18 protein-coding genes are annotated in these 23,423 nt (G+C 64.8%); 2 read left to right on the top strand and 16 right to left on the bottom strand.

The genetic code is table 11. From position 1 onward, the window contains the following. The first annotated feature begins 102 nt into the window (after nt 1-102). Nucleotides 103-2,424 carry a PAS domain-containing sensor histidine kinase gene (locus RFM52_RS23170; RefSeq protein ID WP_320294927.1) on the top strand — a complete coding sequence of 774 codons (2,322 nt, stop codon included), beginning with the start codon at nt 103-105 and terminating at the stop codon, nt 2,422-2,424. A 279-nt stretch (nt 2,425-2,703) separates the two neighbouring features. Here RFM52_RS23170 and RFM52_RS32970 read toward each other — a convergent pair whose 3' ends face one another. From RFM52_RS32970 to RFM52_RS23110, 13 genes are all read right to left on the bottom strand, one after another. Then, on the bottom strand, nt 2,704-2,880 hold the full coding sequence (locus RFM52_RS32970) for an exopolysaccharide production repressor protein (RefSeq protein ID WP_488253812.1): 177 nt from the start codon (nt 2,878-2,880) through the stop codon (nt 2,704-2,706). Between the two features lie 311 nt (nt 2,881-3,191). Beyond that, nucleotides 3,192-6,167 (bottom strand): bifunctional [glutamine synthetase] adenylyltransferase/[glutamine synthetase]-adenylyl-L-tyrosine phosphorylase, encoded by a 2,976-nt coding sequence (locus tag RFM52_RS23165; protein WP_320294926.1) that lies wholly within the window; start codon nt 6,165-6,167, stop codon nt 3,192-3,194. 115 nt (nt 6,168-6,282) lie between these two features. After that, on the bottom strand, nt 6,283-7,761 hold the full coding sequence (locus RFM52_RS23160; RefSeq protein ID WP_320294925.1) for a sensor histidine kinase: 1,479 nt from the start codon (nt 7,759-7,761) through the stop codon (nt 6,283-6,285). Nucleotides 7,762-7,893: 132 nt separating this feature from the next. Then, a complete protein-coding gene (locus tag RFM52_RS23155) occupies nt 7,894-8,568 on the bottom strand; it encodes a response regulator transcription factor (RefSeq protein WP_040991372.1) in 675 nt (224 codons plus the stop codon). Between the two features lie 367 nt (nt 8,569-8,935). After that, nucleotides 8,936-10,492 carry a Do family serine endopeptidase gene (locus RFM52_RS23150; RefSeq protein WP_320294924.1) on the bottom strand — a complete coding sequence of 519 codons (1,557 nt, stop codon included), beginning with the start codon at nt 10,490-10,492 and terminating at the stop codon, nt 8,936-8,938. 415 nt (nt 10,493-10,907) lie between these two features. Further along, the gene (locus RFM52_RS23145) at nt 10,908-11,372 is read right to left on the bottom strand and encodes a cytochrome c-type biogenesis protein (RefSeq protein WP_320294923.1); all 465 of its coding nucleotides are present in this window, start codon (nt 11,370-11,372) and stop codon (nt 10,908-10,910) included. Then, nucleotides 11,369-13,354 (bottom strand): heme lyase CcmF/NrfE family subunit, encoded by a 1,986-nt coding sequence (locus RFM52_RS23140; RefSeq protein ID WP_320294922.1) that lies wholly within the window; start codon nt 13,352-13,354, stop codon nt 11,369-11,371. Before RFM52_RS23140 ends, RFM52_RS23145 begins: the two co-directional genes overlap by 4 nt. Nucleotides 13,355-13,416: 62 nt before the next feature. Next, the gene (gene ccmE, locus RFM52_RS23135; protein WP_320294921.1) at nt 13,417-13,860 is read right to left on the bottom strand and encodes a cytochrome c maturation protein CcmE; all 444 of its coding nucleotides are present in this window, start codon (nt 13,858-13,860) and stop codon (nt 13,417-13,419) included. 4 nt (nt 13,861-13,864) lie between these two features. Continuing rightward, complete coding sequence (gene ccmI, locus RFM52_RS23130) at nt 13,865-15,001, bottom strand: c-type cytochrome biogenesis protein CcmI (protein ID WP_320294920.1); 1,137 nt, start codon at nt 14,999-15,001, stop codon at nt 13,865-13,867. Between the two features lie 116 nt (nt 15,002-15,117). Beyond that, a complete protein-coding gene (locus tag RFM52_RS23125) occupies nt 15,118-15,555 on the bottom strand; it encodes an RT0821/Lpp0805 family surface protein (RefSeq protein WP_320294919.1) in 438 nt (145 codons plus the stop codon). A 128-nt stretch (nt 15,556-15,683) separates the two neighbouring features. Then, nucleotides 15,684-17,072, bottom strand: coding sequence for an ATP-binding protein (locus RFM52_RS23120; RefSeq protein WP_320294918.1), 1,389 nt, complete (start codon nt 17,070-17,072; stop codon nt 15,684-15,686). 22 nt (nt 17,073-17,094) lie between these two features. Beyond that, on the bottom strand, nt 17,095-17,760 hold the full coding sequence (locus RFM52_RS23115) for a response regulator transcription factor (RefSeq protein WP_027164846.1): 666 nt from the start codon (nt 17,758-17,760) through the stop codon (nt 17,095-17,097). Between the two features lie 64 nt (nt 17,761-17,824). Continuing rightward, complete coding sequence (locus tag RFM52_RS23110; RefSeq protein ID WP_320294917.1) at nt 17,825-18,124, bottom strand: hypothetical protein; 300 nt, start codon at nt 18,122-18,124, stop codon at nt 17,825-17,827. 253 nt (nt 18,125-18,377) lie between these two features. Between RFM52_RS23110 and RFM52_RS23105 the strand changes: the two genes are divergently transcribed. Further along, the gene (locus tag RFM52_RS23105) at nt 18,378-18,764 is read left to right on the top strand and encodes an ester cyclase (RefSeq protein ID WP_320294916.1); all 387 of its coding nucleotides are present in this window, start codon (nt 18,378-18,380) and stop codon (nt 18,762-18,764) included. An 82-nt stretch (nt 18,765-18,846) separates the two neighbouring features. Here the strand turns inward: RFM52_RS23105 and RFM52_RS23100 are convergent, their stop codons facing one another. The 3 genes from RFM52_RS23100 to RFM52_RS23090 form a co-directional block, all read right to left on the bottom strand. Next, nucleotides 18,847-19,233 carry a DUF3168 domain-containing protein gene (locus tag RFM52_RS23100; RefSeq protein ID WP_320294915.1) on the bottom strand — a complete coding sequence of 129 codons (387 nt, stop codon included), beginning with the start codon at nt 19,231-19,233 and terminating at the stop codon, nt 18,847-18,849. A 157-nt stretch (nt 19,234-19,390) separates the two neighbouring features. Next, nucleotides 19,391-20,944 carry a trimethylamine methyltransferase family protein gene (locus tag RFM52_RS23095; RefSeq protein ID WP_320294914.1) on the bottom strand — a complete coding sequence of 518 codons (1,554 nt, stop codon included), beginning with the start codon at nt 20,942-20,944 and terminating at the stop codon, nt 19,391-19,393. A gap of 12 nt (nt 20,945-20,956) precedes the next feature. After that, the gene (locus RFM52_RS23090) at nt 20,957-23,368 is read right to left on the bottom strand and encodes a GcvT family protein (protein ID WP_320294913.1); all 2,412 of its coding nucleotides are present in this window, start codon (nt 23,366-23,368) and stop codon (nt 20,957-20,959) included. Between the last annotated feature and the right edge of the window lie 55 nt (nt 23,369-23,423).

Below are 23,423 nucleotides of genomic sequence, written 5' to 3'. Positions count from 1 at the left end.
GCGCCACTGGACAAGGCGAATCAGCTTTGATTCTTTAATGGCGATTCGGGCGTGCGGCGTATCCGGATCATCCAGTATACGGCAGATCGGGGAGTGCCATTTATGGCCAAGGCGGACGCGTGGGGCGCGCCCGGTGGGAAGGCTTTTGCGCGGCGCAAGGCAAGGAGCGATGGACTTGCCGGCAATACGCGCCTCATCGCCGAACCCACTTATCAGCGGCTCCTGGCCGCCGAGCCTTTTCTGCGCCGTTCGATCCCGGCGCTGATCGTCATTTTCCTGATCGTCATCGCGGCATTGCGCTTCCTGTCGCTGATGAACGAGCATGACGAGATAGAGCGCGACGCCAAGGCGGTGCTGGCGCTGGCCACCGGCCAGATGGCGCAGGCGATCACCGCGGACCCAAGCTCTGCCGGCGCCAATGCCGTAAGCCTCCTGGAAAACACCAGCCGCCAGGGCGCCATGAGCCGCGCCCATGTGCTCGCCATCACCGACGCCAACTTCAAGGTCATCGCCGTCTCGCCGCTGTCGACGGGCTGGCAGGGCCGCACGCTCGACAGTCTGGTGCTCGGCGGCCAGCCGCTGTTCATGTTCGGCGACCGCGCCGGCGTGATGGATGTCAGCATCTCAGGACAGGACTGGTTCGCGGCCGTCAGCCTCAGCGGCGACCGCAAACATGCAGCCGCCGTGCTGGTGCCGCAGGAAGCGGTGTTCGACAGCTGGCGCAAGTCGATGTCGCTCAACGTCACGCTGTTCGTGCTGACGGCGGGCGTTCTGATCGTCATCCTCTACGCCTATTTCGGCCAGGCCGCGCGCGCCCAGGCGGCGGACCGCATCTATCTCGAGGCGCATCAGCGCATCGACATGGCGCTGGTGCGCGGCCGCTGCGGCTTGTGGGACTGGGACATGGTGCGCGGCAAGATGTACTGGTCGCGTTCGATGTACGACATGCTGGGCTACGAGCCCTGCGAAACGATGCTCTCCTTCGGCGAGGTCGACGAGATCATCCACCCGGAAGACGGCGACCTGTTCGAGCTCGCCAACCGCATCGTCGAACGCGAGATAGACCATATCGACCAGGTCTTTCGCATGCGCCATGCCGATGGGCAGTGGGTGTGGATGCGCGCCCGCGCCCAGGTGATCGACCCGGAGGCGCCTGAGATCCAGCTGATCGGCATCGCCGTCGACGTCACCGAGCAGCGGCATCTGGCGCTGCGCTCGGAAGCGGCCGACATGCGGCTCAGGACCGCGATCGAGAACATCAACGAATCCTTCGTGCTGTGGGACGCCGCCGAGCGGCTGATCATGTGCAATTCGAAGTTCCAGAAGGACAACGGGCTGTCGGACCGCGACGTCGTGCCGGGCATCGTTCGCGACGCGGTGGAGGAGCGGATGCTGGCCTTCGCTTCGGAGCGCAGGCTCGCCAATGCCAACGGGCCACATGGCGGCATTACCCTCGAGCGCCAGCTTGCCGACGGCCGCTGGCTGCAGGTGAACGAGCTTAGGACCCGCGACGGCGGCATCGTCTCGGTCGGCTCCGACATCACCCAGATCAAGCTGCATCAGGAAAAGCTGGTCGACAGCGAGCGCCGGCTGATGGCGACGATCCACGACCTCAGCCTTGCCCGGCGCGCCGAAGAGGAACGCGCCAGCGAACTGGTCGAGCTCAACCGCAAATACATGAAGGAAACCGAGCGCGCCGAGGCGGCCAATCGCGCCAAGTCGGAATTCCTCGCCAACATGTCGCATGAGTTGCGCACGCCGCTCAACGCCATCATCGGCTTCTCCGAGCTGATGCAGCAGGGCCTGTTCGGACCGCTCGGCTCGGAGCGCTACGAGGAATACGCAACCGACATCAACGGCAGCGGCAAATATTTGCTCGGCGTCATCAACGACATACTCGACATGTCGAAGATCGAAGCCGGTCAGTTCTCGCTCGACCGCGAGGAGATCGACCTCTGCCCGCTCATCAAGGAGACGGTGCGGGTGATCTCGCTGCAGGCGGCGGAAAAGTCGATCAATGTCGAGACGCGCATCGCCGATACGATGCGGCTCTACGCCGACCGCCGCGCGATCAAGCAGATCGCCATCAACCTGCTCTCCAACGCGGTGAAGTTCACCGGACAGGGCGGCAAGATCACGGTCAGGGCGCGCAACACGTCGGGCGCCCTGCTGCTCACCATCGAGGACAATGGCTGCGGCATTCCCAAGCAGGCGCTGAGCAAGCTCGGCCGGCCGTTCGAGCAGGTGCAGAACCAGTTCTCCAAGAACCACACCGGTTCGGGCCTCGGGCTCGCCATCTCGCGCTCGCTGGCCGAGTTGCAGGGCGGCGCGCTGAAGATCCGCTCGACCGAAGGCGTCGGCACCATCGTATCGGTGCGCATTCCGCTGAAGAAAGCACCGCCTACGGTGAAGGCGGCGGCCTAAATCGCGTCGCGTCGGAACGGCCTCATGCGGCGCGCTTTAGGTTGTTGTTTTTACGCATGTCGTTGTCCCAAAACCGCTGCGCACTTTTGGGCGACATGCATTAGGTTAGAGCGGTTCACCGGCGGGCCAGCGCCCGCCGTGCCGCCCAAAACACGAGAAAACGTCCGCTCCCGGGTTTTATCGCAAATTTGCTAATATTACGATTGACTCAGCCGGCTTGCCGCCGCGCCGGTCAGGCTCGGCGGTCGACCGAACTCACCCCAACGAACTGTCGGGCCGCTAAACTGAGCCAGTGGGGTTTAGATCGTTTACGGCTGCCGACGCCGGGCTTGCCTCGGCGCCTTTCGATGGCCGTCTATAGACCAAGCCGACGACGAGACCGAAATATCCGACCTGCAGAATGACCATGGCCAGCATTGCCCACCCGAGCGCCGTCCAGACGGAACCAGTTTCCATGTCAGCCCAGATCGCCACCATGAATGACGCTGCGAACATGCCTACCAAGAATTTCCGAAGATCCATAGTTGCCCAGCGCCCCCAGGTTTTGGCCATTTGGGGGGCTTTCAAGTCAGCCGTTAAAAGAACCCGCCGCTCCATTTGCGAAGCGGCGAGGCCCCCCTTCGTCGGGGTGATGATTGACCCCGGCATTGCTGACCGTGCAATTGCGGTGCCAGACCCATTGACCCATTACGGGACACCTCTGCCAATGGCGCAAGACCGGATCGCCGATTAATATTAACTGTGGCTAATGTGCCACCCGGGGAATCTCATGGCGACGATGCGGTTGGTGTCGACGCTCCCGCACGAAGCAGACGGTCGAAATCTCTCCTGACCTTCCGCGACGTCTCCTTAAGATGCGCTTCCAGCACAGCGAAGTCCGGCAGGTCGGTGACCGCCAGAAGCAGGTCCGAAAGCCCCGGCGGGACATCGTCGCGCTGGAACTCGCCGGTAAGGCAAAGCCTGATCATCTGGGTCAGCGCCAGATAGAGCCTGTAAGCTTCGCCAAGCTCTTCGCGGATATCGCCCCCCGCGAAACCGGAGGCTAGTCGCGCCAGAATGTCCGCCGTCGCCGTCACCCGGCGGCCGGGCTCGACATTGCCGGTGATGACCGCGACCTGGGCGATGAATTCGAGATCGATGAGCCCGCCGGGGAGCAGCTTGATGTCCCAGAGGTCGCGCGGCGGCTTCTCCTTCTCGATGAGCGCGCGCATGTCCGAGGCCTCGGCTTTCACCTTGGCGGCATCGCGCGGCTGCGCCAGAACCGCCGCCACTTCGGTCTCGAGTTCGGCGCAAAGCTCGACGTCGCCGCCGATGGCGCGGGCGCGTGCCAGCGCCATGTGCTCCCAGGTCCAGGCGTCCTGGCGCTGATATTTCTTGAACGCGTCGATATGGGTGGCGACCGGCCCCTTGTTGCCGGAAGGACGTAGGCGCAGGTCCAGCTCATAGAGCACGCCTTCGGCGGTCGGCGCCGAGACGGCGGCGATCAGGCGCTGCGTCATGCGGGTGTAGTAGTGCGAAGGCGCCAGTGGCTTGTCGCCGTCGGAGTCCTCGGCATCGCCGTCATGATCGTAGAGCAGGATGAGATCGACATCGGAACCCGCGGTGAGCTCGCGGCTGCCGAGCTTGCCCATGCCGAGCAGGGCCACCCTGCCGCCCCCGATCCTGCCATGGCGCAGCGCGAATTCGGCGATCACCGCGTTAAGCGCCGCCTCGATGGTGAGATCGGCGAGATCGGAGAAGGCGCGGCCGGCGCGCGCGGGATCAATCGAGCCGGCAAGCAGGCGCACGCCGATCAGAAATTTCTGCTCGGAGGCAAAGATGCGCAGGCGGTCGAGCACATCCTCATAGGCGCGGTCGCCCTCGATGAAAGCGGCAAGCCGCGCCGAAAGATAGGCGCGGTCCGGCAGTTCGGTGAGCAGCGCAGGGTCGAGCAGGCCGTCGAAGACGTGCGGGCGTCGGGTGATGATGGCCGCCAGCCGTGGCGCCGCGCCCATGATGGTCGCCATCAGCTTGAGCAGCGCCGGATTCGATTGCAGCAGCGAGAAAAGCTGGATGCCGGCCGGCAGCCCGGCGAGGAACTCGTCGAAGCGCATCAATGCCTCGTCGGCGCGCCGCGTCTGGCCGAAGGCCTTCAACAGCGCCGGAGTCAGCTCGGTGAGCCTCTCGCGCGCCTCCGCCGACTGGGTGACGCGATAGCGGCCAAAATGCCAGCCGCGAATGACGCGGCAGATGTCACTCGGCCGCTGGAAGCCCAGGCTATGCAATGTCTGCAGCGTATCGGGATCGTCGACATCGCCGGTGAAGACCAGATTGCCGACGCCGGCCGAGAGTTCGGGAGCGGTTTCAAACAGCGCCGCATAGTGGCGCTCGACCTGCTGCAGCGAAGCGCGGAACGCCGCCGTGAATTCCGCCTCGCCGGCAAATCCCAGCATCAGCGCGATGCGTTTGAGCTCCTCGTCGCTGTCCGGCAGGATGTGCGTCTGCTCGTCGGCCACCATCTGGATGGCGTGTTCGACACGGCGCAGAAACCAGTATTGCCGCGTAAGCGCATCGCGCGCATCGGCGGTGATCCAGCCGCGGGCCGCGAGCGCTGCGAGCATCGGCACTGTCTCGCGGCCGCGCAGCTCCGGGAAGCGGCCGCCGGCGATGAGCTGCTGGGTCTGGACGAAGAATTCGATCTCGCGGATGCCGCCGCGGCCGAGCTTGACGTTGTGGCCCTTCACCGCGATCTCGCCATGGCCCTTATGAGCATGGATCTGGCGCTTGATCGAATGCACGTCGGCGATCGCCGCATAGTCCATGTATTTGCGCCAGACATAGGGCTGCAATTCCTTGAGGAAGGCGGCGCCCGCGGCAAGGTCGCCGGCAACCGGCCGCGCCTTTATCATGGCCGCGCGCTCCCAGTTCTGGCCGCGCGCCTCGTAATAGCGAAGCGCTGCCTCAACGGGGATCGCCAGCGGCGTCGAGCCCGGATCGGGGCGAAGCCTCAGATCGGTGCGAAAGACATAGCCGTGCTCGGTGCGGTCCTGCAGGATGCGCACGAGACGGCGGGTGAGCCTGGAGAACAGCTCGGTCGCGTCGAGCGGATCGATCACGGCCGGCGCCTCCGGATCGAAGAAGACGACGAGGTCGATATCGGAGGAAAAATTCAGCTCATGCGCGCCGAGCTTGCCCATGCCGAGCAGGATCCAGCCAGAATCTCTTGCCGGTTCCGCCGGACGCGGCAGCTTGAGCTTGCCTTGCCGGTTCGCGTCGAGCAGCAGGAAATCGACGGCGGCGCATGTGCAGGCGTCGGCAAGATCGCTGAGCCGGCGCACCGTCGCGGAAGCCTCCGCCTCGCCCGACAGATCGGCCAGCGCGATCAGGAAATGCGCTTCGGTCTTCCATTGCCTGAGCGCCATCATCAGGCTCCCTTCCGAAGCGTCTTCCGCCTTGGCCGCGCCGCCGACCGCCTCGCCGATGGCATCGAGCCGCGCTTCGATCGTTTGATCGAACAGCGTGTCGAGGATCTCCGGCCGGCGACGGGCGACATCGCGCAGGAAGGGCGAGAGGTCGAAGACGGCCGCCAGTAAATCTTGCAGCGGCCCCTCGCCCGCAAGGAACGCAGCGAGGCGGGAAAATCCTTCTTCCTCGGCGGCATCGGCGATTTCCGACAATTCGCGCCGGGCGTGCTTCGCGCCCAGGGGGCGGAGCGCCAGTGTCGGGCTAAGCCGGAATTCGGATTCGATTTTCTTCTTCGCCATTTATCCGCGCCATCAAGGCATGTCTCCCGAAAGTGGGCCCGGTTTCGGGACAAAGACATGCTTAAAATCAAAACCTTGAAGCAGGGCGCGTGAATCCTTTTTCACGCGACCTTCTTTAATGCGTCTCCCGCAACGGGAAACTCATGACCACGGACAATCCGGGATTGGCGGGTAAAAGATCAAGCCTGCCGTTGTGGAAAGTCATAATTGCCTTGGCGAGGCTGAGACCCAAGCCGGAACCCGGCTGCGAGCGGCTCTTTTCCAGGCGAACGAAGCGTTCGGTGGCCCGGGCGCGATCGGCGTCGTCCGGAATGCCGTGGCCGTTGTCGGAGACGGCAAGCTTGATCTCGTTGCCGAGGCGCTCCAGCGCCACTCGTACTTTCGGCGCCTCGGCGGCGTCGGTCGAGTATTTGATGGCATTGTCGACGATGTTGGACAGCGCCTGGCCGATCAGCTCGCGGTTGCCGTTGATCGTGAAGGCCTCGGGCACGGTCGTTTCCAGTGCTACGCCCGCTTCTTCCGCCACCGGCTCGTAGAGCTCGACGACGTCGCTCACGGTGGCGGCGAGGTCGACGGGACCGGTTTGTTCCGAGGAATAGCCAGCCTCCAGGCGCGAGATCATCAGGATGGCGTTGAACGTCTTGATGAGCTGGTCGGACTCCGCGATCGTGCCTTCCAGCGCCTGGCGGTAATCTTCCGTCTTGTGCCTGCCGGCGAGCGTCGCCTCGGCGCGGTTGCGCAGCCTCGTCAGCGGCGTCTTCAGATCATGGGCGATGTTGTCGGAGACCTGCTTCAGCCCCTCGTTCAACTTGGCGATCCTGGCCAGCATCGAATTGAGGTTTTCCGACAGGCGGTCGAATTCGTCGCCGGCGCCGGTGACCGGCAGCCGTCCACTGAGATCGCCGCCCATGATGCGGCGGCTGGCGTCCGAAACGCTGTCGATGCGCTTCAGCGCGGCGCGCCCGACAAAGAACCAGATCAGGATGCCGCCAAGGCCCATCATACCGAGCGCCAGGGTCAGCGCGCGGCTGATGACGGCGCGGAAGCGTTCCGGCTCGCCGAGATCGCGGCCGACCAGCATGATCATCTGGTTGGGCAGCCTCAGCACCAGCGCGATGGCGTTGTGGCCCTTTTCCCCCGTGGACTGGGGATTGTTGCCCTCGCTGGCCGGAGGCGCGGACTGGTCCGAACCGCCGCTGCGCAGCCGATCGAGCTCGCCCTCGCCGAAGCGCTGATAGGAAAACGGTTCCGTCGTCCAGCCCTCGGTCTCGATGACCCCCGGCTCCAGGCTCTGCACATTGCCGGTCAGGATCTGGCCGTTGGCGTCGGCGATCAGATAGAGATTGGCGCCGGGCTGGCGCGAGCGAGCCTCGACGACGCGCACCAGCACCGGCAGGCCGCCGCGCTGATAGGCGCGGGCAAGGCCCAGCACCTCGTCATTGATGGTCTCCTGCGTCTGCGCGGTCAGCATGCGCGCCGACAGCGACGTCATGTACAGGACGAGCAGCACCGCGCAGAGCGCGAAAAGCAGAAGATAAAGCGCCGAAAGCCTGGCCGCCGTCGTCTTCATGATGGCCGGCAGGGAAAGAGCCATGGTCGGCTCTTAGATCAGGATGACGATTTGTTGAATCGTCCATCCTGATCTAAACCTTTGTTGACGCATGATCTTTTCCGAAAACCGGGTCCCACTTTTTGCGTTCGCTGACCTTCGGTTCGGGATCATGCTCTACCCGCCCTTCAGCATGTAGCCGGCGCCGCGGATCGTGTGCAGGATCGGCTTGTCGAAGCCTTTTTCGATCTTGCCGCGCAGGCGCGAGACGTGGACGTCGATGACGTTGGTCTGCGGATCGAAATGATAGTCCCAGACATTTTCCAGAAGCATGGTGCGCGTCACCACCTGGCCGGCATGGCGCATCAGATATTCAAGCAGGCGGAACTCGCGCGGCTGCAGCGTGATCTCGCGGCCGGCGCGCTTGACCGAATGCGATAGCCGGTCGAGCTCCAGATCGCCGACGCGGTAGACTGTCTCGGACTCGCGGGCGCTGGCGCGACGGTTCAGCACTTCGACGCGGGCAAGCAATTCGGAAAAGGCGTAAGGCTTGGTGAGGTAATCGTCGCCGCCGGCGCGCAACCCCGTGACGCGGTCATCGACCTCGCCCAGCGCCGACAGGATCAGCACCGGCGTGGTGTTGCCGCGCGAGCGAAGGGCGGCAATCACGGACAGGCCGTCGCGGCGCGGCATCAGGCGGTCGACGACCATCACGTCATAGTCGCCGGCATCGGCGAGCGCGAAGCCGGTCTCGCCGTCGCCAGCAACATGGGCGGTGTGGCCCGCTTCGGCAAAGGCTTTCTGCAAGTAGTCCGCTGCCTCGCGATCGTCTTCCATGACGAGAATCTTCATGGAGCCGTTATACGCGATTTCACCTGAAGTTTGAGGGGCAGCCATTGTTCATGCCTTGCATTCATTAGTCGCATGTCTTCTTCCCAAAACCGGCAACCACTTTTGGGCGACATACATTCCGTTCCGCATGTCGTGATCCCAAAACCGGTGCCCACTTTTGGGCGACATACATTCCGTTCCGCATGTCGTGATCCCAAAACCGGTGCCCACTTATGGGCGACATGCGATAAGCGGCAGCGGGTGATGGGAAACCCGCTGCCGCCAGGCGCGAAACACGGTGACTGACTTACGTGCTCGGCCCCATGTTTTCCCGGCGGCGGCTCGGGGGTGTTGATACCGCCGCAGGGAAAATCCGAACGCTGATATCTCAGCCCTTGCCGACCGGCAGCGCGACGAAGCGGTTCGAGTCGTCGCGGGTGATCTGCATCAGCACGGCCTTGCGGCCGGCCTTGGTGGCATCGGCCATCGCCTTGGAGACGTCGTCGGTGGTGTTCACCTCGTTCGAGTTGATCGAGGTGATGACGTCGCCGGGCTGGATACCGCGGTCGGCCGCATTGCTGTCGGGATCGACGTCGGTCACCACGAGGCCCTTGCCGTTTTCCGCCTTGGTGACGGTCAGGCCGAGATCGGCAAGCGTGTCTGGCTTGGCGGCGGGGGCCGGCTGCTTGCTGTTGTCGTCGTTCGAGGCCTGCTTGTCGCTCACGGGCAGTGTGCCGAGATCGACCTTGACCGTCTGGGACTTGCCGTCACGCCAGACGGTGACGTCGACCGACTTGCCCGGCGAATAGGCGCCGATGGTGCGGGCGAGTTCCTTCGGCGAGTCGATATCCTTGCCGTCGACCTGGGTGATGACGTCGCCGGCGGCGATGCCGGCCTTCTTGCCCGGACCGGCGTCCTGGGCGCTCGAGACCAGCGCGCCCTTGTCCGACTTCAGGCCGAGCGACTCGGCGATGTCGGAGGTGACCGGCTGGATTTCGACGCCGAGCCAGCCGCGCTGCACGGAGCCGCTCTTCATCAGGTCCTGGACGACCTGCTTGGCGGTCGAGGCCGGGATGTCGAAGGCAATGCCGACGCTGCCACCCGACGGCGAGAAGATGGCGGTGTTGATGCCGATCACCTGGCCGTTGAGGTTGAAGGTCGGACCGCCCGAATTGCCGCGGTTGACCGAAGCGTCGATCTGGATGAAGTCGTCATAGGGGCCAGCGCCGATGTCACGGCCGCGAGCCGAGACGATGCCCGCGGTGACTGTGCCGCCGAGGCCGAAGGGATTGCCGACCGCAACCACCCAGTCACCGATGCGAACCTTGGAGTCATCGGCAAAGTCGACATAGGTGAACTTGTTGCCGCCGCCATCGACCTTGAGCACGGCAAGATCGGTGCGCGGATCGGTGCCGATCAGCTTGGCGTCGAGTTCCTTGCCGTCATTGGTGACGACGCTGAAATCCGAGCCTTCCGAGACGACATGGTTGTTGGTGACGAGATAGCCGTCTTCCGAGATGAAGAAGCCCGAGCCCTGAGCGACCGGACGCGGCTCACCATTGCCGTGGTCGCGGTGGTTGAAGCGGCGCATGCCGAACTGACCGCCCTGGCCCTGGTCGCCGAAACCGCGGAATTCCTTGAAGAAGCGGCGCAGCTGCGGATTGTCGGGCAGGTTGTCGAAGCCGTTCTGGTCGTCGGAGCCGTCATCGGCCGTCGGCTGGATCTTGGCCTTGACCTTGACGCTGACGACCGCCGGCGAGACGTGTTCGACGACATCGGCGAAGCTCGGCATCTGCGGGGCTTCGACGCGCACGGCATCAGCCAGCACGGGGGCGGTGCCGGTTGCGAGCATGCCGGCGCCAGCCGTGCCGACAACGGCCAGGGAAGCGACGGCGGCCATCAGGCGCTTGCGGGTGCTCGAAAATGAATTGGGGGCATTATTCATGGGTTTCTTGTCCTCTATCGACGCGGATGCGCTCAGGCGAAGCATCCTCGGGCAAGAGGATTAGAGAGCCGCACATTACGGCGCCATTTCCGGTACATGAAAATTTTGTAATGTTGGGGTGGAGGCCGAGCGGACACGCAAAGTGTGAGGGCATGCCGCCTTTGGAGATTGGCTGAAACCTCCGCGACGTCGTCATTCCAGGGCGGAGCAAGGAGCGAAGCGACGCGCGCAGACCCTGGAATCCATGCCGTGACCTTGATCGAAGGGCGCAGCAGAGCAGAATTCTGCGCCGTTGGCAGCGCGTCAGCGGAACGGAATGGATTCTATGGTCTGCGCGCGTCGCTTCGCTCCTTGCTCCGCCATAGAATGACGAATCGCGAGCGGTCGCAGCCAATTGTCTACGCCAGCGATGGAGCTAGTCGCACAGCATCTTATCGAGCGCCGCCTGCTCCTCGGCACTCAGGGTGCTGCCCGATGCCGGGCGGCGCGAGCGGGCGCTCACCACGATGAACAAGCCGCCGACCAGCAGCAGGAGCACTGGCGTGCCCCACAGAAGCGCGTTGCGCAGGCTGAAGCGGGGCTTGAGCAGCACGAATTCGCCATAGCGCGAGACGATATAGTCCATCACCTGCTGGTCGGTGTCGCCGGCGACGAGGCGCTGGCGCACGAGGATGCGCAGGTCGCGGGCGAGGTCGGCGTCGGATTCGTCGATCGACTGGTTCTGGCAGACCATGCAGCGCAGGCCTTCCGACAGCGCGCGGGCCCTCGCCTCCAAGGCCGGATCCTGCAACACCTCGTCGGGCTTCACCGCCTGCGCCGCGCCTGCGAAGACCAGAGCCAGCAGCAGGACCAGCGGGGCGAGCGAAAATCTCGCTTTCATGTCGGGGTCGCCAGGGTCGCGGCCAGCTTTCGCCGCTTTGCCGGCGCGCCGACACGCAGGCGGCGGTCGGCCAGCGACATGGCCGCGCCCGCCATCATCACCAGTCCGCCGCCCCAGATCAGCGTCACCAGCGGCTTCCACCAGAGGCGCACGACGACGGAGCCGTCCTTGTTCTCGTCGCCCAGCGACAGATAAAGCTGGCTGAAGCCGAGCGTCCTGATGCCGGACTCGGTCGTCACCATCTGGCGCACCGGATAGAAGCGTTTTGCCGAGGTGATCGCGCCATCGGCGTTGCCGTCGGCGTCTATCAAGAGGAAACGGCCACGATCCTCGGTGAAGTTCGGACCTTTCTGCGGGAAGAGCCCTTCGAAGCGCAGCGTGTGGCCGGAGAGTTCCACCGTCTCGCCGGGATGCATGGAGAGGATCTTCTCCGTGCCGAAGCAGAGCGTGCCGACGATGCCGAGCAAGGTCAGCCCGAGGCCGAGATGGGCAAGCGCCGTGCCGAAGACCGACCGCGGCAGGCCGGCGAAGCGGCGAAGCATGATAGCCGGCGCCACCGAGCCGGCACCGGATTTGACGGCAAGGTCGGTCAGCGCGCCGGCGACCAGCCAGACAGCGAGGCCGACACCAAGCGAGGCGAAAACAGAGGCGCCGTCGATGAACAGACCGGTGACCAGCATCGCGGCGATCGCCACGGCGAAGGCCGCCATCAGCCGCTGCGAGGCGGCAATGACGTCGCCGCGCTTCCAGGCAAGCAAGGGGCCGAACGGGACGATCGCCAGCAGCGGCAGCATCAGCGGACCGAAGGTCAGGTCGAAGAAGGGCGCGCCGACCGAGATCTTGCCGCCGGTGAGCGCTTCGAGCGCCAACGGGTAGAGCGTACCGACCAGCACCGTCGCGGTGGCGGTGGTGAGAAAGAGGTTGTTGAGGACCAGCGCGCCCTCACGCGAGATCGGATGGAACAGGCCGCCGGCCGTCAGCCGCGACGCACGCAGCGCAAACAGCGCCAGCGAGCCACCGATGAACAGCGTCAGGATGCACAAGATGAAGACGCCGCGCGCCGGGTCGGTGGCGAAGGCGTGCACGGAAGTCAGCACACCCGAACGCACCAGGAAAGTGCCGAGCAGCGACAGCGAGAAAGTGAGGATGGCAAGCAGCAGCGTCCAGATCTTCAGCGCCGAGCGCTTCTCCATGACGATGGCCGAATGGAGCAGCGCGGTGCCGGCAAGCCAGGGCATGAAGGAAGCGTTCTCGACCGGATCCCAGAACCAGAAGCCGCCCCAGCCAAGCTCGTAATAGGCCCAGTAGGACCCCATGGCGATCCCGCCGGTGAGGAACATCCAGGCGACCAGCGTCCATGGCCGCACCCAGCGCGCCCAGGAGGCATCGATGCGGCCTTCGATCAGAGCCGCGACCGAGAAGGAAAAGCAGACCGAGAAGCCGACATAGCCGAGGTAGAGCAGCGGCGGATGGATGGCGAGGCCGAGGTCCTGCAGGACCGGGTTGAGGTCGCGCCCCTCGACCGGCGCCGGATTGAGGCGGATGAACGGGTTGGACGTCGTCAGGATGAACAGGAAGAACGCCGCGCCGATCATGCCCTGCACGGCCAGCACATTGGCCTTGAGCGTTGCCGGCAGATTGTTGCCGAAGACAGCGACGAGCGCGCCGAAGAAGGTCAGGATCAGCACCCACAGCAGCATCGAGCCTTCGTGGTTTCCCCAGGTGCCGGTGATCTTGTAGATCATCGGCTGCAGCGAATGGGAATTCTCCCACACGTTCGCCACCGAGAAGTCCGAGCCGGCATAGGCGCTGGCAAGGGCGGCGAAGGACAGCGCGGTCAGCGCGAAGCCGGTGACGGTCACCGGACCGCCGACCGCCATCAGCCGCTGGTTGCCGGTGCGGGCGCCCACGAGCGGCACCAGCATCTGCACCAGCGACAGCGCGAAGGCAAGCACGAGGGCGAAATGTCCGGTCTCAACCAAGGATCACCTGTTTCCCGCAGGTTTCTGGTCGCAAAACCGCGTTGCACTTTTGCGGAACCCGCTCATTGGCTCTTGCTTTCCACCCAGACGCCCTTGGCCTTCAGGCCGTCGGCGACTTCCTTCGGCATATAGCGCTCGTCATGCTTGGCGAGCACGCTGTCGGCGACAAAAACTCCATCCGGACCGAATGCGCCCTCGGTTATGACACCCTGCCCCTCGCGGAAGAGATCGGGCAGGATGCCGGTATAGGTCACCTTGACCGCTTTCTGCGTGTCGGTAACCGAGAAGGCCACGGTTGCGCCATTGCCGCGCACGACGGTGCCGCTCTCGACGAGACCGCCAAGTCGGATGCGCTGTCCAGGCTGGACGCTTGCCGTGGCCAGTTCGGCCGGCATGTAGAAATAGGAGGCCTTCTGGCCGAGCGCGTAGAAGGTGAGTCCGGCGGCGGCGGCGAGGAAGGCCAGCCCCGCCACGATCACCGACAATCGCTTCTGCTTGCGCGTCATTGCCCTACTCCGTCGCCGTTACGCCGAGCGAGGCGGCGAAGGCGGTGAATTTCCTGGCCTGTTCACTGTCCGCTCCAAAGGCGGCGACAGCGCGGCCGAGCGCGGCGCGCGCCTGGTCGGCCTTGCCAAGCACGACATAGGAACGGATGAGGCGCATCCATCCTTCCTCGTCGCGGGGATTCTGCTTCAATTTGTCGTCGAGGCCGGCAACCATGGTCTCGATCATCGCTTGCCGGTCCTGCGGCGACATCTGCCGCGCGGCTTCTACCTGTTGTGCGTCCGGCCCGTTTGCCGGCGCGGCCCCGGCGACAGCCGGCGCGCCCGCCTCGGCAAGCGCCTGCTGGACCGCGCTGCGCCAGGGCGAATCCGGCGCGAGTTGGCCGAGCATCTTTTGCCACGCGGTGACGGCCTCTGCCTTCTTGCCTTCCTGGGCGAGGCCGACGCCCAAGTAGAAATTCGCCTTGGCGTTGGCCGGATCGAGCTTCAGCGCTGCCTCGAAGGCTTTTTGGGCGTCGGCCGAAACAATGCCGCCGGCGGCACTTGCGATCGCTTCGCCGAGGCCCGACTGGCGCACGGCGCTGTCGCCGTCGAGGCTGATGGCGTTGCGATAGGCGGTCACCGCATCGGGAAAGCGCTGCAGGCGAAGATAGATCGGCGCCAGAACGTCCCAGCCCTTGCCGTCCGACGGGTTGGCGGCGAGATGGGCCTCGGCGCGGGCGACCAGTTCGTCGACCGAGGAATCGGCCGGGTTCTTGGCCAGACGTTCGGCCAGCGGCTGTGAAGGCAGATCGGGAGAGCCGAGCATGCCGTAAAGCCCCCAGCTCAGCAGGGGAACCGCAAGCACGGCCACGCTGGCGACCCATCTGGCGCCGCGCGCGGACCTGGGCGTTGCCGCGCCGGGCTGCATAGCCGCGCTGAGACGCAGGATGCGGCGGCCGATCTCGGCGCGCGCCTCCTCGGCCTCGCCCGGCTGGATCAGGCCGCGCGCCATGTCGCGGTCGAGCTCGGAAAGCTGGTCGCGATAGACTTCGAGGTCGTGGTCGCCGGCAGGCGACGCGCCCTTCATGCCGCCGGTAAGCGGCAACAGCACCGCCAGGCTGGCGCCCAGCGTGAGGATTGCGGCTATGACCCAGAACAGCATGGTTCTTCCAATAAAGGCAGAGCCCTGCCCTGCCAACACAGGCTTGCTGCGACGCTTTGACGGCAGTCGGCCCGGTCTACCTTGATCTATATCAAACGGGCCGGCTGTTACCTAAATCAGGTCAGCGGCGTCCAGCTGCCATCGGCGTTGCGGCAGGCGGTGCCGCGCGCGGTGACGCCCGCGCCGCTGGTATAGACGGTATGGGTGTACTGGCGGCAATCCTGCGAACCGACCCGGTAGGGCTGGGCGGCGACGACCTCGCCATAATGCGAGGAATTGTCGCTCTTCCACGTCACCTTCTGGCCGCTGGTGTTGTATTCCAGCGCCTTGTACTCCGCTTCCAGGCCCTTGCGCTTTTCGGCGTCGCTGAGGCCCGAGCCGATCGATCCACCGATAAGTCCGCCATTCATGGCCGAAACGATGCCGGTCGAGACCTTGCCGCCGGTTGGCGGTGTGGAAACTGGCGTGACAGGAGAGGTTGGACCGCCCCTGCTCAGTGTCGTGCAGCCGGAAACGGCGAGCAGGGCGGAAACGAGCGCGACGCGGATCTTCATGCCAACAACCGTTTCTCTTGAGCGGGGTGAGCTGGGGGCTGCGTTATCGGGGAGGATATCGAGGCCATAGTGTTGATATTTGTCGGAAATTTGGCCGCCAGCCCCTGCTCGCAAATCGATAAAGAACATCATTGAAGGCTCCGCAATCTCACCACCGCCCTCAAGCCGCCCATGCCGGACCGTTCCAGCGCCAGCGAGCCTCCATACTCGTTGACGAGGTCGGCGACAATGGCGAGCCCGAGCCCCGTTCCCGGCTTCGTCTCGTCCAGTCTCTTGCCACGCTTCAACACCTCCCGCGCGCTGTCCTCGGGAATGCCCGGGCCGTCATCCTCTATAACGATTTCAAACAGGTTGCCGCTTCCCGCAATAGTGGCGATCGTCACGGCGACGGTGCCTTTCGCCCATTTCATCGCATTGTCGAGCAGATTGCCGAGCAGTTCCTCGAGATCCTCGCGCTCGCCGGCAAAGACGATCTCCGCCGGCGGCGGCGAAAGCGTCAGCCTGGTTTGCGGGTTGAGTTTCCGCAGCACGCGCACCATGCGCTCGACCAGCGGCGAGACCGGCGTGCGGAAGACGACGCTGTCGCGCTGCGCGGCGACGCGGGCGCGCTGCAGATAGTGGTCGACCTGCTTCTGCATCGAGGCGGCCTGCTCGGCGATCAACTGGCCCTTGGCGCCGCCAAGCGCCCTGCCCTCGTTGATCAGCACGGCCAAAGGCGTCTTCAGCGAATGGGCAAGGTTGCCGACCTGGGTGCGCGAGCGCTCGACGATGCGCCGGTTGTTCTCGATCAGCGCATTGGTCTCGTTGGCGAGCGGCTCGATCTCGGCCGGGAAACTGCCGTCGAGCCTCTGCGCGGTGCCTTCGCGCACCATGGCCAGCGCATTGCGGACCCGGCGCAAAGGCTGAAGACCCAAGAGGATGGCGATGGCGTTGATGGCGATCATGCCGACGCCGAACAGGGAGAGGTAGGTGAGCAGGCGGCGCTGGAAGCTGGCGATCTCCTGCTCGAGCTCGCTGTGATTGCCCATGACGCGGAAGCGGGCCGCGCGGTTCTTGGCGTCCAGCACGAACTCGCTCTCGAACACTTCGAGCTTTTCGCCCTTGATGCCTTCCATCGAGTAGCTGCGCTGGAAGTTCGCGTTGAAGGGCACTTCCGCGACGCTCGGCGACAGGAGTGAAGTCGTCATCGAGGAGGAATGGATTTCGCCATGCACGCCTTCGGAGGCGGGCTCCACCGACCAGTACCAGCCGGAATTGGGCTCGGAAAAGCGCAGGTCGCCGAGGTCGGGCGAGCCGGTCAGCGCGCCATTGTCGGAAATGCCGACGGAGCCGATCAGGTTGAACAGATGCGCCGAAAGCAGGCTGTCGAAGCCGCGTTCGCTGGCCTGGCGGTAAAGCGTGGTGATGAGGGTGAAGATGACGACCAGCGTCAGGATCGCCCAGATGGTGGACAAGGCGATGACGCGGAAGGTCAGCGAGCGCGGCCAAAGCCGCAGCCTTGAAAGCCACGTTCCCATCGTTGGCCTCAGCGGTTCCGCCTCACGCCTCCGGCTCACGCATGCGATAGCCCATGCCACGCACGGTTTCGATCATGTCGATGCCCATCTTCTTGCGAAGCCGGCCGACAAACACTTCGATCGTGTTGGAATCGCGGTCGAAATCCTGGTCATAGAGATGCTCGACCAGCTCGGTGCGCGACACCACCTCGCCCATATGATGCATCAGATAGGCGAGCAGCCGGAACTCGTGCGAGGTGAGCTTCAGCGGCACGCCATTGACGTCGGCCTTGGACGCCTTGGTGTCAAGCCGCAGCGGCCCGCAGGTGAGCTCGGACGAAGCATGACCCGCCGCGCGGCGGATCAGCGCCCGCACCCGCGCCAGCACCTCCTCGATGTGGAACGGTTTGGTCACATAGTCGTCGGCGCCGGCGTCGATGCCGGCCACCTTGTCGCTCCAGCGGTCGCGCGCGGTCAGGATCAGCACCGGCATCTTGCGGTCGCCGCGGCGCCAGCGCTCGACGACGCTGATGCCGTCCATCTGCGGCAAGCCGATATCGAGCACCACGGCATCGTAAGGCTCGGTGTCGCCGAGGAAGTGCCCCTCCTCGCCGTCATAGGCGCGGTCGACCACATAGCCGGCGTCGACCAGCGCGTCGGCCAGCTGCCGGTTGAGATCCTTGTCATCCTCGACGACGAGCACGCGCATGGGTTGAAACCTGTTGCTGGATAGACCTATAGGCCGATTCCGCCGGCCGGGGAAACGAGTGAAGTCAGCCCAACGGGACGACGATTTCCGAGCGACGCGGACGCTGGCCGTCCTTACCGGGGACCAGCACGACAATGACGCAGACCTGCTGGCCGCCCCGCGTCGCCTGCGAGGCCTTGGCGAGCGTGCCGCCATTCTGCGCGGCGACTTGCTGGCCAATGGCGTAGCAATCGCCGGCGGCGAGCACCACCGGCTGATCGACCGACGGGTCGATGACCGGCATTGCCGTCGTCTGCGACGCAAAGAGGCCGGCTGCGGCAAGCGCCAGCACTGCTTTGCGAAGATGGGAGCCAAGGTTTTTCATGATCACGGTTCTAACGCATACGGGCTGAACGTGAAATGAACGGTGAACAGTCGAAAATCCATGCCCGCCATTCCCACTGCGCGAGACAAATGAATACACCCCTGTGGGCGCCAGTTTGGGCGCCCAGGCCCCCTCGGGCCCCGGGTGCAAATTCATAGCCGGAAAATCAATCGGCCCGCTACGCTTTTCGGGTGCGGATTCTCCATCCAGCCCTAGCTAGTGTAGGGACGACGGACGACCATGGGAGCACGCGATGACGCGCGAGGAAATTGCCGATCTCTACCGGGGCTACATCGCCTGCCTGAACGACCAGGATTGGGACAATCTCGGCCGCTTCGTCGGCGAGGAGGTGCAGTACAACGGCGAGACGATCGGGCTCTCAGGTTATCGCCGCATGCTGGAAGGCGATTTCGAGGCCATTCCCGACCTGCGTTTCAACATCGAGTTTCTGATTTCGGAGCCGCCGCGCGTGGCGGCGCGGCTGCATTTCGACTGCCGGCCCAAGGGTGTGCTGTTCGGCCTGCCGGTCCACGGCAAACGGATCAGCTTCGCCGAGAACGTCTTCTACGAATTCCACGACCGGCGGATTCGCGAGGTCTGGTCGGTCATCGACAAGGCCGCCATCCAGGCACAGCTTTGATTCTTTGTTGGCGCCTGATCTTTTCCGGAAACCGGTTCCCACTTTTTGCTGCGCTGACCTTCGGTTCGGGATCATGTTCGGATCAGGCGGCTTCCTGCGTCAAGGCGCGGAAGCGCAGCAGTCCATGATGGACCGCAAGGTCCTCGTCATAACGCGCCTCGGCGAATTCCAGCGACAGCCGCGTCTGGCCGCGCGGGCCGATGGAAAGTGCTGCGCCATCGAGGCGCGCCTTGATGCTGTCCATGATGAGGCGTGTCTCGGCCTCGCCTTGAGCTTTCGACCAGACATGCAAGGTGATCAATTGATCGCCATCATTGTCGGCGCCGGTGTCGAGGTTGAAGGCACTGGTGCGGCCGTAGGTCACGTGTGGAAAGGCCGCCTTGTCGCTCGCCTGCTCGAGCAAGCCGGCGCCACCGAGCAGCGCCGATAACGACGCATCGGTCTTCAGCCTCATAAACAAGGCCTGCATCAAATCCCCAGGCGCCGTCATCTACCGTCCATCACCAACATGTCTCCGCGCTGCGGCCCGATACCGTAGCCGCGCTCGCGATCCGATGCCAGATCGCGAATCGTTTTGACTATAACGTGAATGGCGAAGGTCTCGAATTTATTACGTTTTCGTCAAATCATGAGACCGGAGCCGCGCCGCCCTCTTCGGTGCGCCTGGCAATGAACGCGTCGAGCACGCCCGCGGTGGCGGCAGCGGAGGCCGGCGGCTGGAAATCGGAAAGGACCCGCTTCCAGATGCCGGTGGCGCGCTCCGTGGCCGTCTTCGAACCCGATTGCGTCCAATTGCCGAAATTCGACCAGTCGGCCACCAGCGGTTCATAGAAGGCGGTGCGGTAGCGCGTCATGGTATGCGCCGCCGAGAAGAAATGGCCGCCGGGCTGCACCTCGGCGATGGCCTCGAAGCCGATCGCATCCTCGTCACCCGGGGTCTTCGCGCAAAGCTCGGCGACCGTCTGCAAGGCCTCGATGTCGGTGATCAGCTTCTCGAAGGAAACGCTCAAGCCGCCTTCCAGCCAGCCGGCGGCATGGATGCAGACGGTCGCGCCGGCCAGCACCGAGCCCCACAGCGCGAACTGCGTCTCGTGTGCTGCCTGCGCGTCGGAGATATTGGCGGCGCTGCCGCCGCCGGAGCGCCATGGCAGGCCGGTGAAACGCGCAAGCTGGCCTGCGCCGAGCGTGGCCTTGACATGCTCCGGCGTGCCGAAGGCAGGCGCGCCCGACTTCATGTCGACATTGGAGGAGAAGGAGCCATAGACCACCGGCGCGCCGGGGCGCGCGACCTGGGCGAGCGTCAGGCCGGCCAGCGCTTCGGCGTGCTGCAGCGTCAGCGCGCCAGCGACCGTGATCGGCGCCATGGCGCCTGCCAGGCAGAAGGGCGTGATGATCGATATCTGGCCGGCGCGGGCGAAGTCGATGATGCCCTGCGCCATCGGGATGTCGAGCTGCCGCGGCGAGTTGGTGTTGATGACGGTGTAGCTATGGGCGCCGCTGGCAAACTCATCTTCTGACAGGCCGCGCGCCAGCCGGATCATCTCGAAACTGTCCTCGACCTGCGGCGTACCGCGAGCAAAGACGAAAGGCACCTTGTCTGACAGCGTCAGTTGCGCACGGCCGGTGGCATAGTGGCGAAAACGCGTGTCGACGTCCTGCGGCTCGACGCAGGGGCCGAGCATATGCAGCACGTCGAAATGCTGCACCAGCCGAATGAAATCCTCGAAGGCCTGAAGCGTGCCCGGCCGGCGGCCGCGCTCGAGATCGGTGACATTGGGGGCGCCGCAGCCGGCGAGGAACGTCATCGTGCCGAGCTCGAGGTCGAGATCGCGGGAACGGTCGCCGGCCAGCGCCGGGATCGATCGCGGCGCCGAGGCAAGCGCTGCCGTCACGATATCGCGGCCGATCCTGACCATCTGGCTGTCCTCGTCGACCAGCGCGCCGGCCCGGGCAAGGATGGCCCGCGCTTCCGGCAACAGCACCTTGATGCCGAGTTCCTCCAGCACGCGCAGCGCCGTATCGTGGATCGCGGCGACCTGGTCGGCGGAAAAGACCGGCTGCGGCGCGAACGAGTTCTTCAGCGAATGGTAATTCGGGCGACGGCTCGACTCGCTGCCGGCCTCGCCAGTGCGTCCGCGGCGGCGTTCGCGCCTGAGATCGCGTGCGGCCTGCTCAACCATGACCGTTCCTCCTCATTGCCGCATTGCCTTGCCTTCGGCGTCGTAAGGCGAGGCGGCGATGACGCGCGCCGGCCGTTCGACCCCGACAATGTGTACGGAAAGTTCCGTCCCCTCCCCGGCGAAATCGTCATCGAGCAACGCCAGGGCGACGCTCTTGCCGAGCGTGTGGCCATAGCCGCCGGAGGTGACGAAGCCGACGCGCCGACCCTTGGACCAGACCGGCTCGAAGCCGCTGGCATCGGCGTCGACCGCGTCGACCTCAAGCGTCACGATCCGTCGCGACACGCCGGCCTCGCGCTCCTTGATCACGGCCTGGCGGCCAATGAAATCGCCCTTGTCGAAAGCGATGAAGCGGTCGAGTCCGGTCTGGCCGGGCGTGTAACCTTGCGTGAATTCGCGCGACCAGATGCCGAAACTCTTTTCCAGCCTGAGCGAATTCAGCGCGTAGTAGCCGATCTCGGTCAGGCCGAGGTCTGCGCCGGCGGCGAGCAGCGTCTCACGCAGGGTCGAATGCAGTGTGGCCGGACAGTTGATCTCGAAGCCGAGCTCGCCGGCAATCGACAGCCGGGCCACCCGGGCACGCACCATGCCGATGTCGAACGCGCCGCAAGCCATAAACGGCAAGGCTGCCGCCGAGACGTCCTGATGCGTGGTGCGCTGGACGATCTGGCGTGCATTCGGTCCGGTGACGAGGAAGCCGGACATCGCATCGGAAATGTCGGTGATGGAGACGCCTTCGGCCATATGCGCCTCGAACCAGCGCATGTGGAATTCGCGCAAATAGTAGGAGCCCATAATCCAGTATTCGCCGCCGCCCCAGTTGAGCACGGTGAGATCGCCCTTCAGCCGGCCGTCGGAGCCAAGCATCGGCGCCAGCTTGGCGCGGCCGGGCTTGGGCAGCCGGCAGGCGAGCAGCCGGTCTAGCCAGGCCTCGGCGGCGGGGCCTGACACGGCATAGCGCGAGAAGGCCGTCGTATCGACGAGGCCGGCGGCGCGGCGCACCTGCAGCACCTCGTCGCCGACGATCTCGAACGCGTTGGAGCGCTTCAGCGTCGTTTCCTCGCGGAACCCCATCGGCGCGAAATAGGCCGGGATCTCCAGCCCCCAGGACGCCGTCCACTCGGCGCCTGCGGCGCTCATGCCGTCATAGGCGCCCGGACGCTTCAGCGGCCGGCCGGCAGGCAGTCGTTCGTTGGGGAAGGTCATGACGAAGCGACGGGCATAGAACTGGCCCGTGGTTTGCTTGAGATACTCGCGGTTGGCGGCGAAGGCGCCGTAGCGGGCGATGTCCATGCCGAAGATGTCGGCTTGCGGCTCGCCGTAAATCATCCACTCGGCCAGCGACTTGCCGACGCCACCGCCCTGGCTGAAGCCGGCCATGACGCCACAGGCGACCCAGTAGTTCTTCAAGCCGCGCACCGGGCCGACCAGCGGATTGCCGTCCGGCGTGAAGGTGAAGGCGCCGTTGACCCATTTGCGGATGCCGGCCTTCGCCAGGCAGGGGAAGCGCTGATAGGCCCTGGAAAGCTCCGGGCTGATGCGGTCGATGTCCTCGGGAATGAGCTCGATGCCGTAATCCCAGGGCGCGCCGTCCATGTTCCAGTGTTTCGGGTTCTGCTCGTAGACACCGAGCAGCACGCCTTTACGCTCCTGGCGAAGATAGGAGAAGCCGTCGAGATCGACGGCGAGACCCAGCTCCTTGTCGAGGGCGGCGACTTCGGGAATGTCCTCGGTGACGAAATAATGATGCTCCATCGGCGTCACCGGCAGGTCGACGCCGGCCATCAGCCCGACCTGCTTGGCCCAGAGGCCGCCGGCATTGACGACATGCTCGGCGACGATCGTGCCCTTCTCGGTGACCACGTCCCAAGCGCCATCGGCGCGTTGCTTCAGCTCGACGACGCGGTTGCGCAGGATGATTTCGGCACCGCGCTTCTTCGCAGCACCGGCATAGGCGTGCGTGGTGCCGTAAGGGTCGAGATGGCCCTCGTTGGAATCATAGAGGCCGCCGAGCACGTCGCTGACATCGACGATCGGGCAGATCTCCTTGATCTCCTCGGGCGTCACCAGCCTGGCCGTCTCGATGCCGACCGACTGGAACACCGCCCAGGCCGATTTCAGCCATTCCCAACGCTGCGGGTCGCTCGCCATGTTGACGCCGCCGGTCATGTGCAGCCCGGCATTCTGGCCGGACTCGGCCTCGATCTCGCGGTAGAGTTTTATCGTGTAATCCTGCAGCGCCGCGACATTGGGATCGGCATTGAGCGCGTGGAATCCGGCCGCCGCATGCCAGGTCGAGCCCGCCGTCAGCTCGGCGCGCTCGATCAGCGCCACATCGCTCCAGCCGAACCGCGTGAGATGGTAGAGCACCGAGGCGCCGACCACGCCTCCCCCGATGACGACTGCCCGGTAATGCGATTTCACGAGCCTCTCCCTCTCGTTGGAAGCTCTCAAGATACATGCCCCGTACACATGTGTC

Origin of the sequence: Mesorhizobium humile (assembly GCF_033977215.1) — a bacterium.
GTDB classification, from domain to species: Bacteria; Pseudomonadota; Alphaproteobacteria; order Rhizobiales; family Rhizobiaceae; genus Mesorhizobium; species Mesorhizobium humile.
Note: the sequence above shows the minus strand (reverse complement) of the source record. Positions and strands in the feature narration are given on the sequence as shown.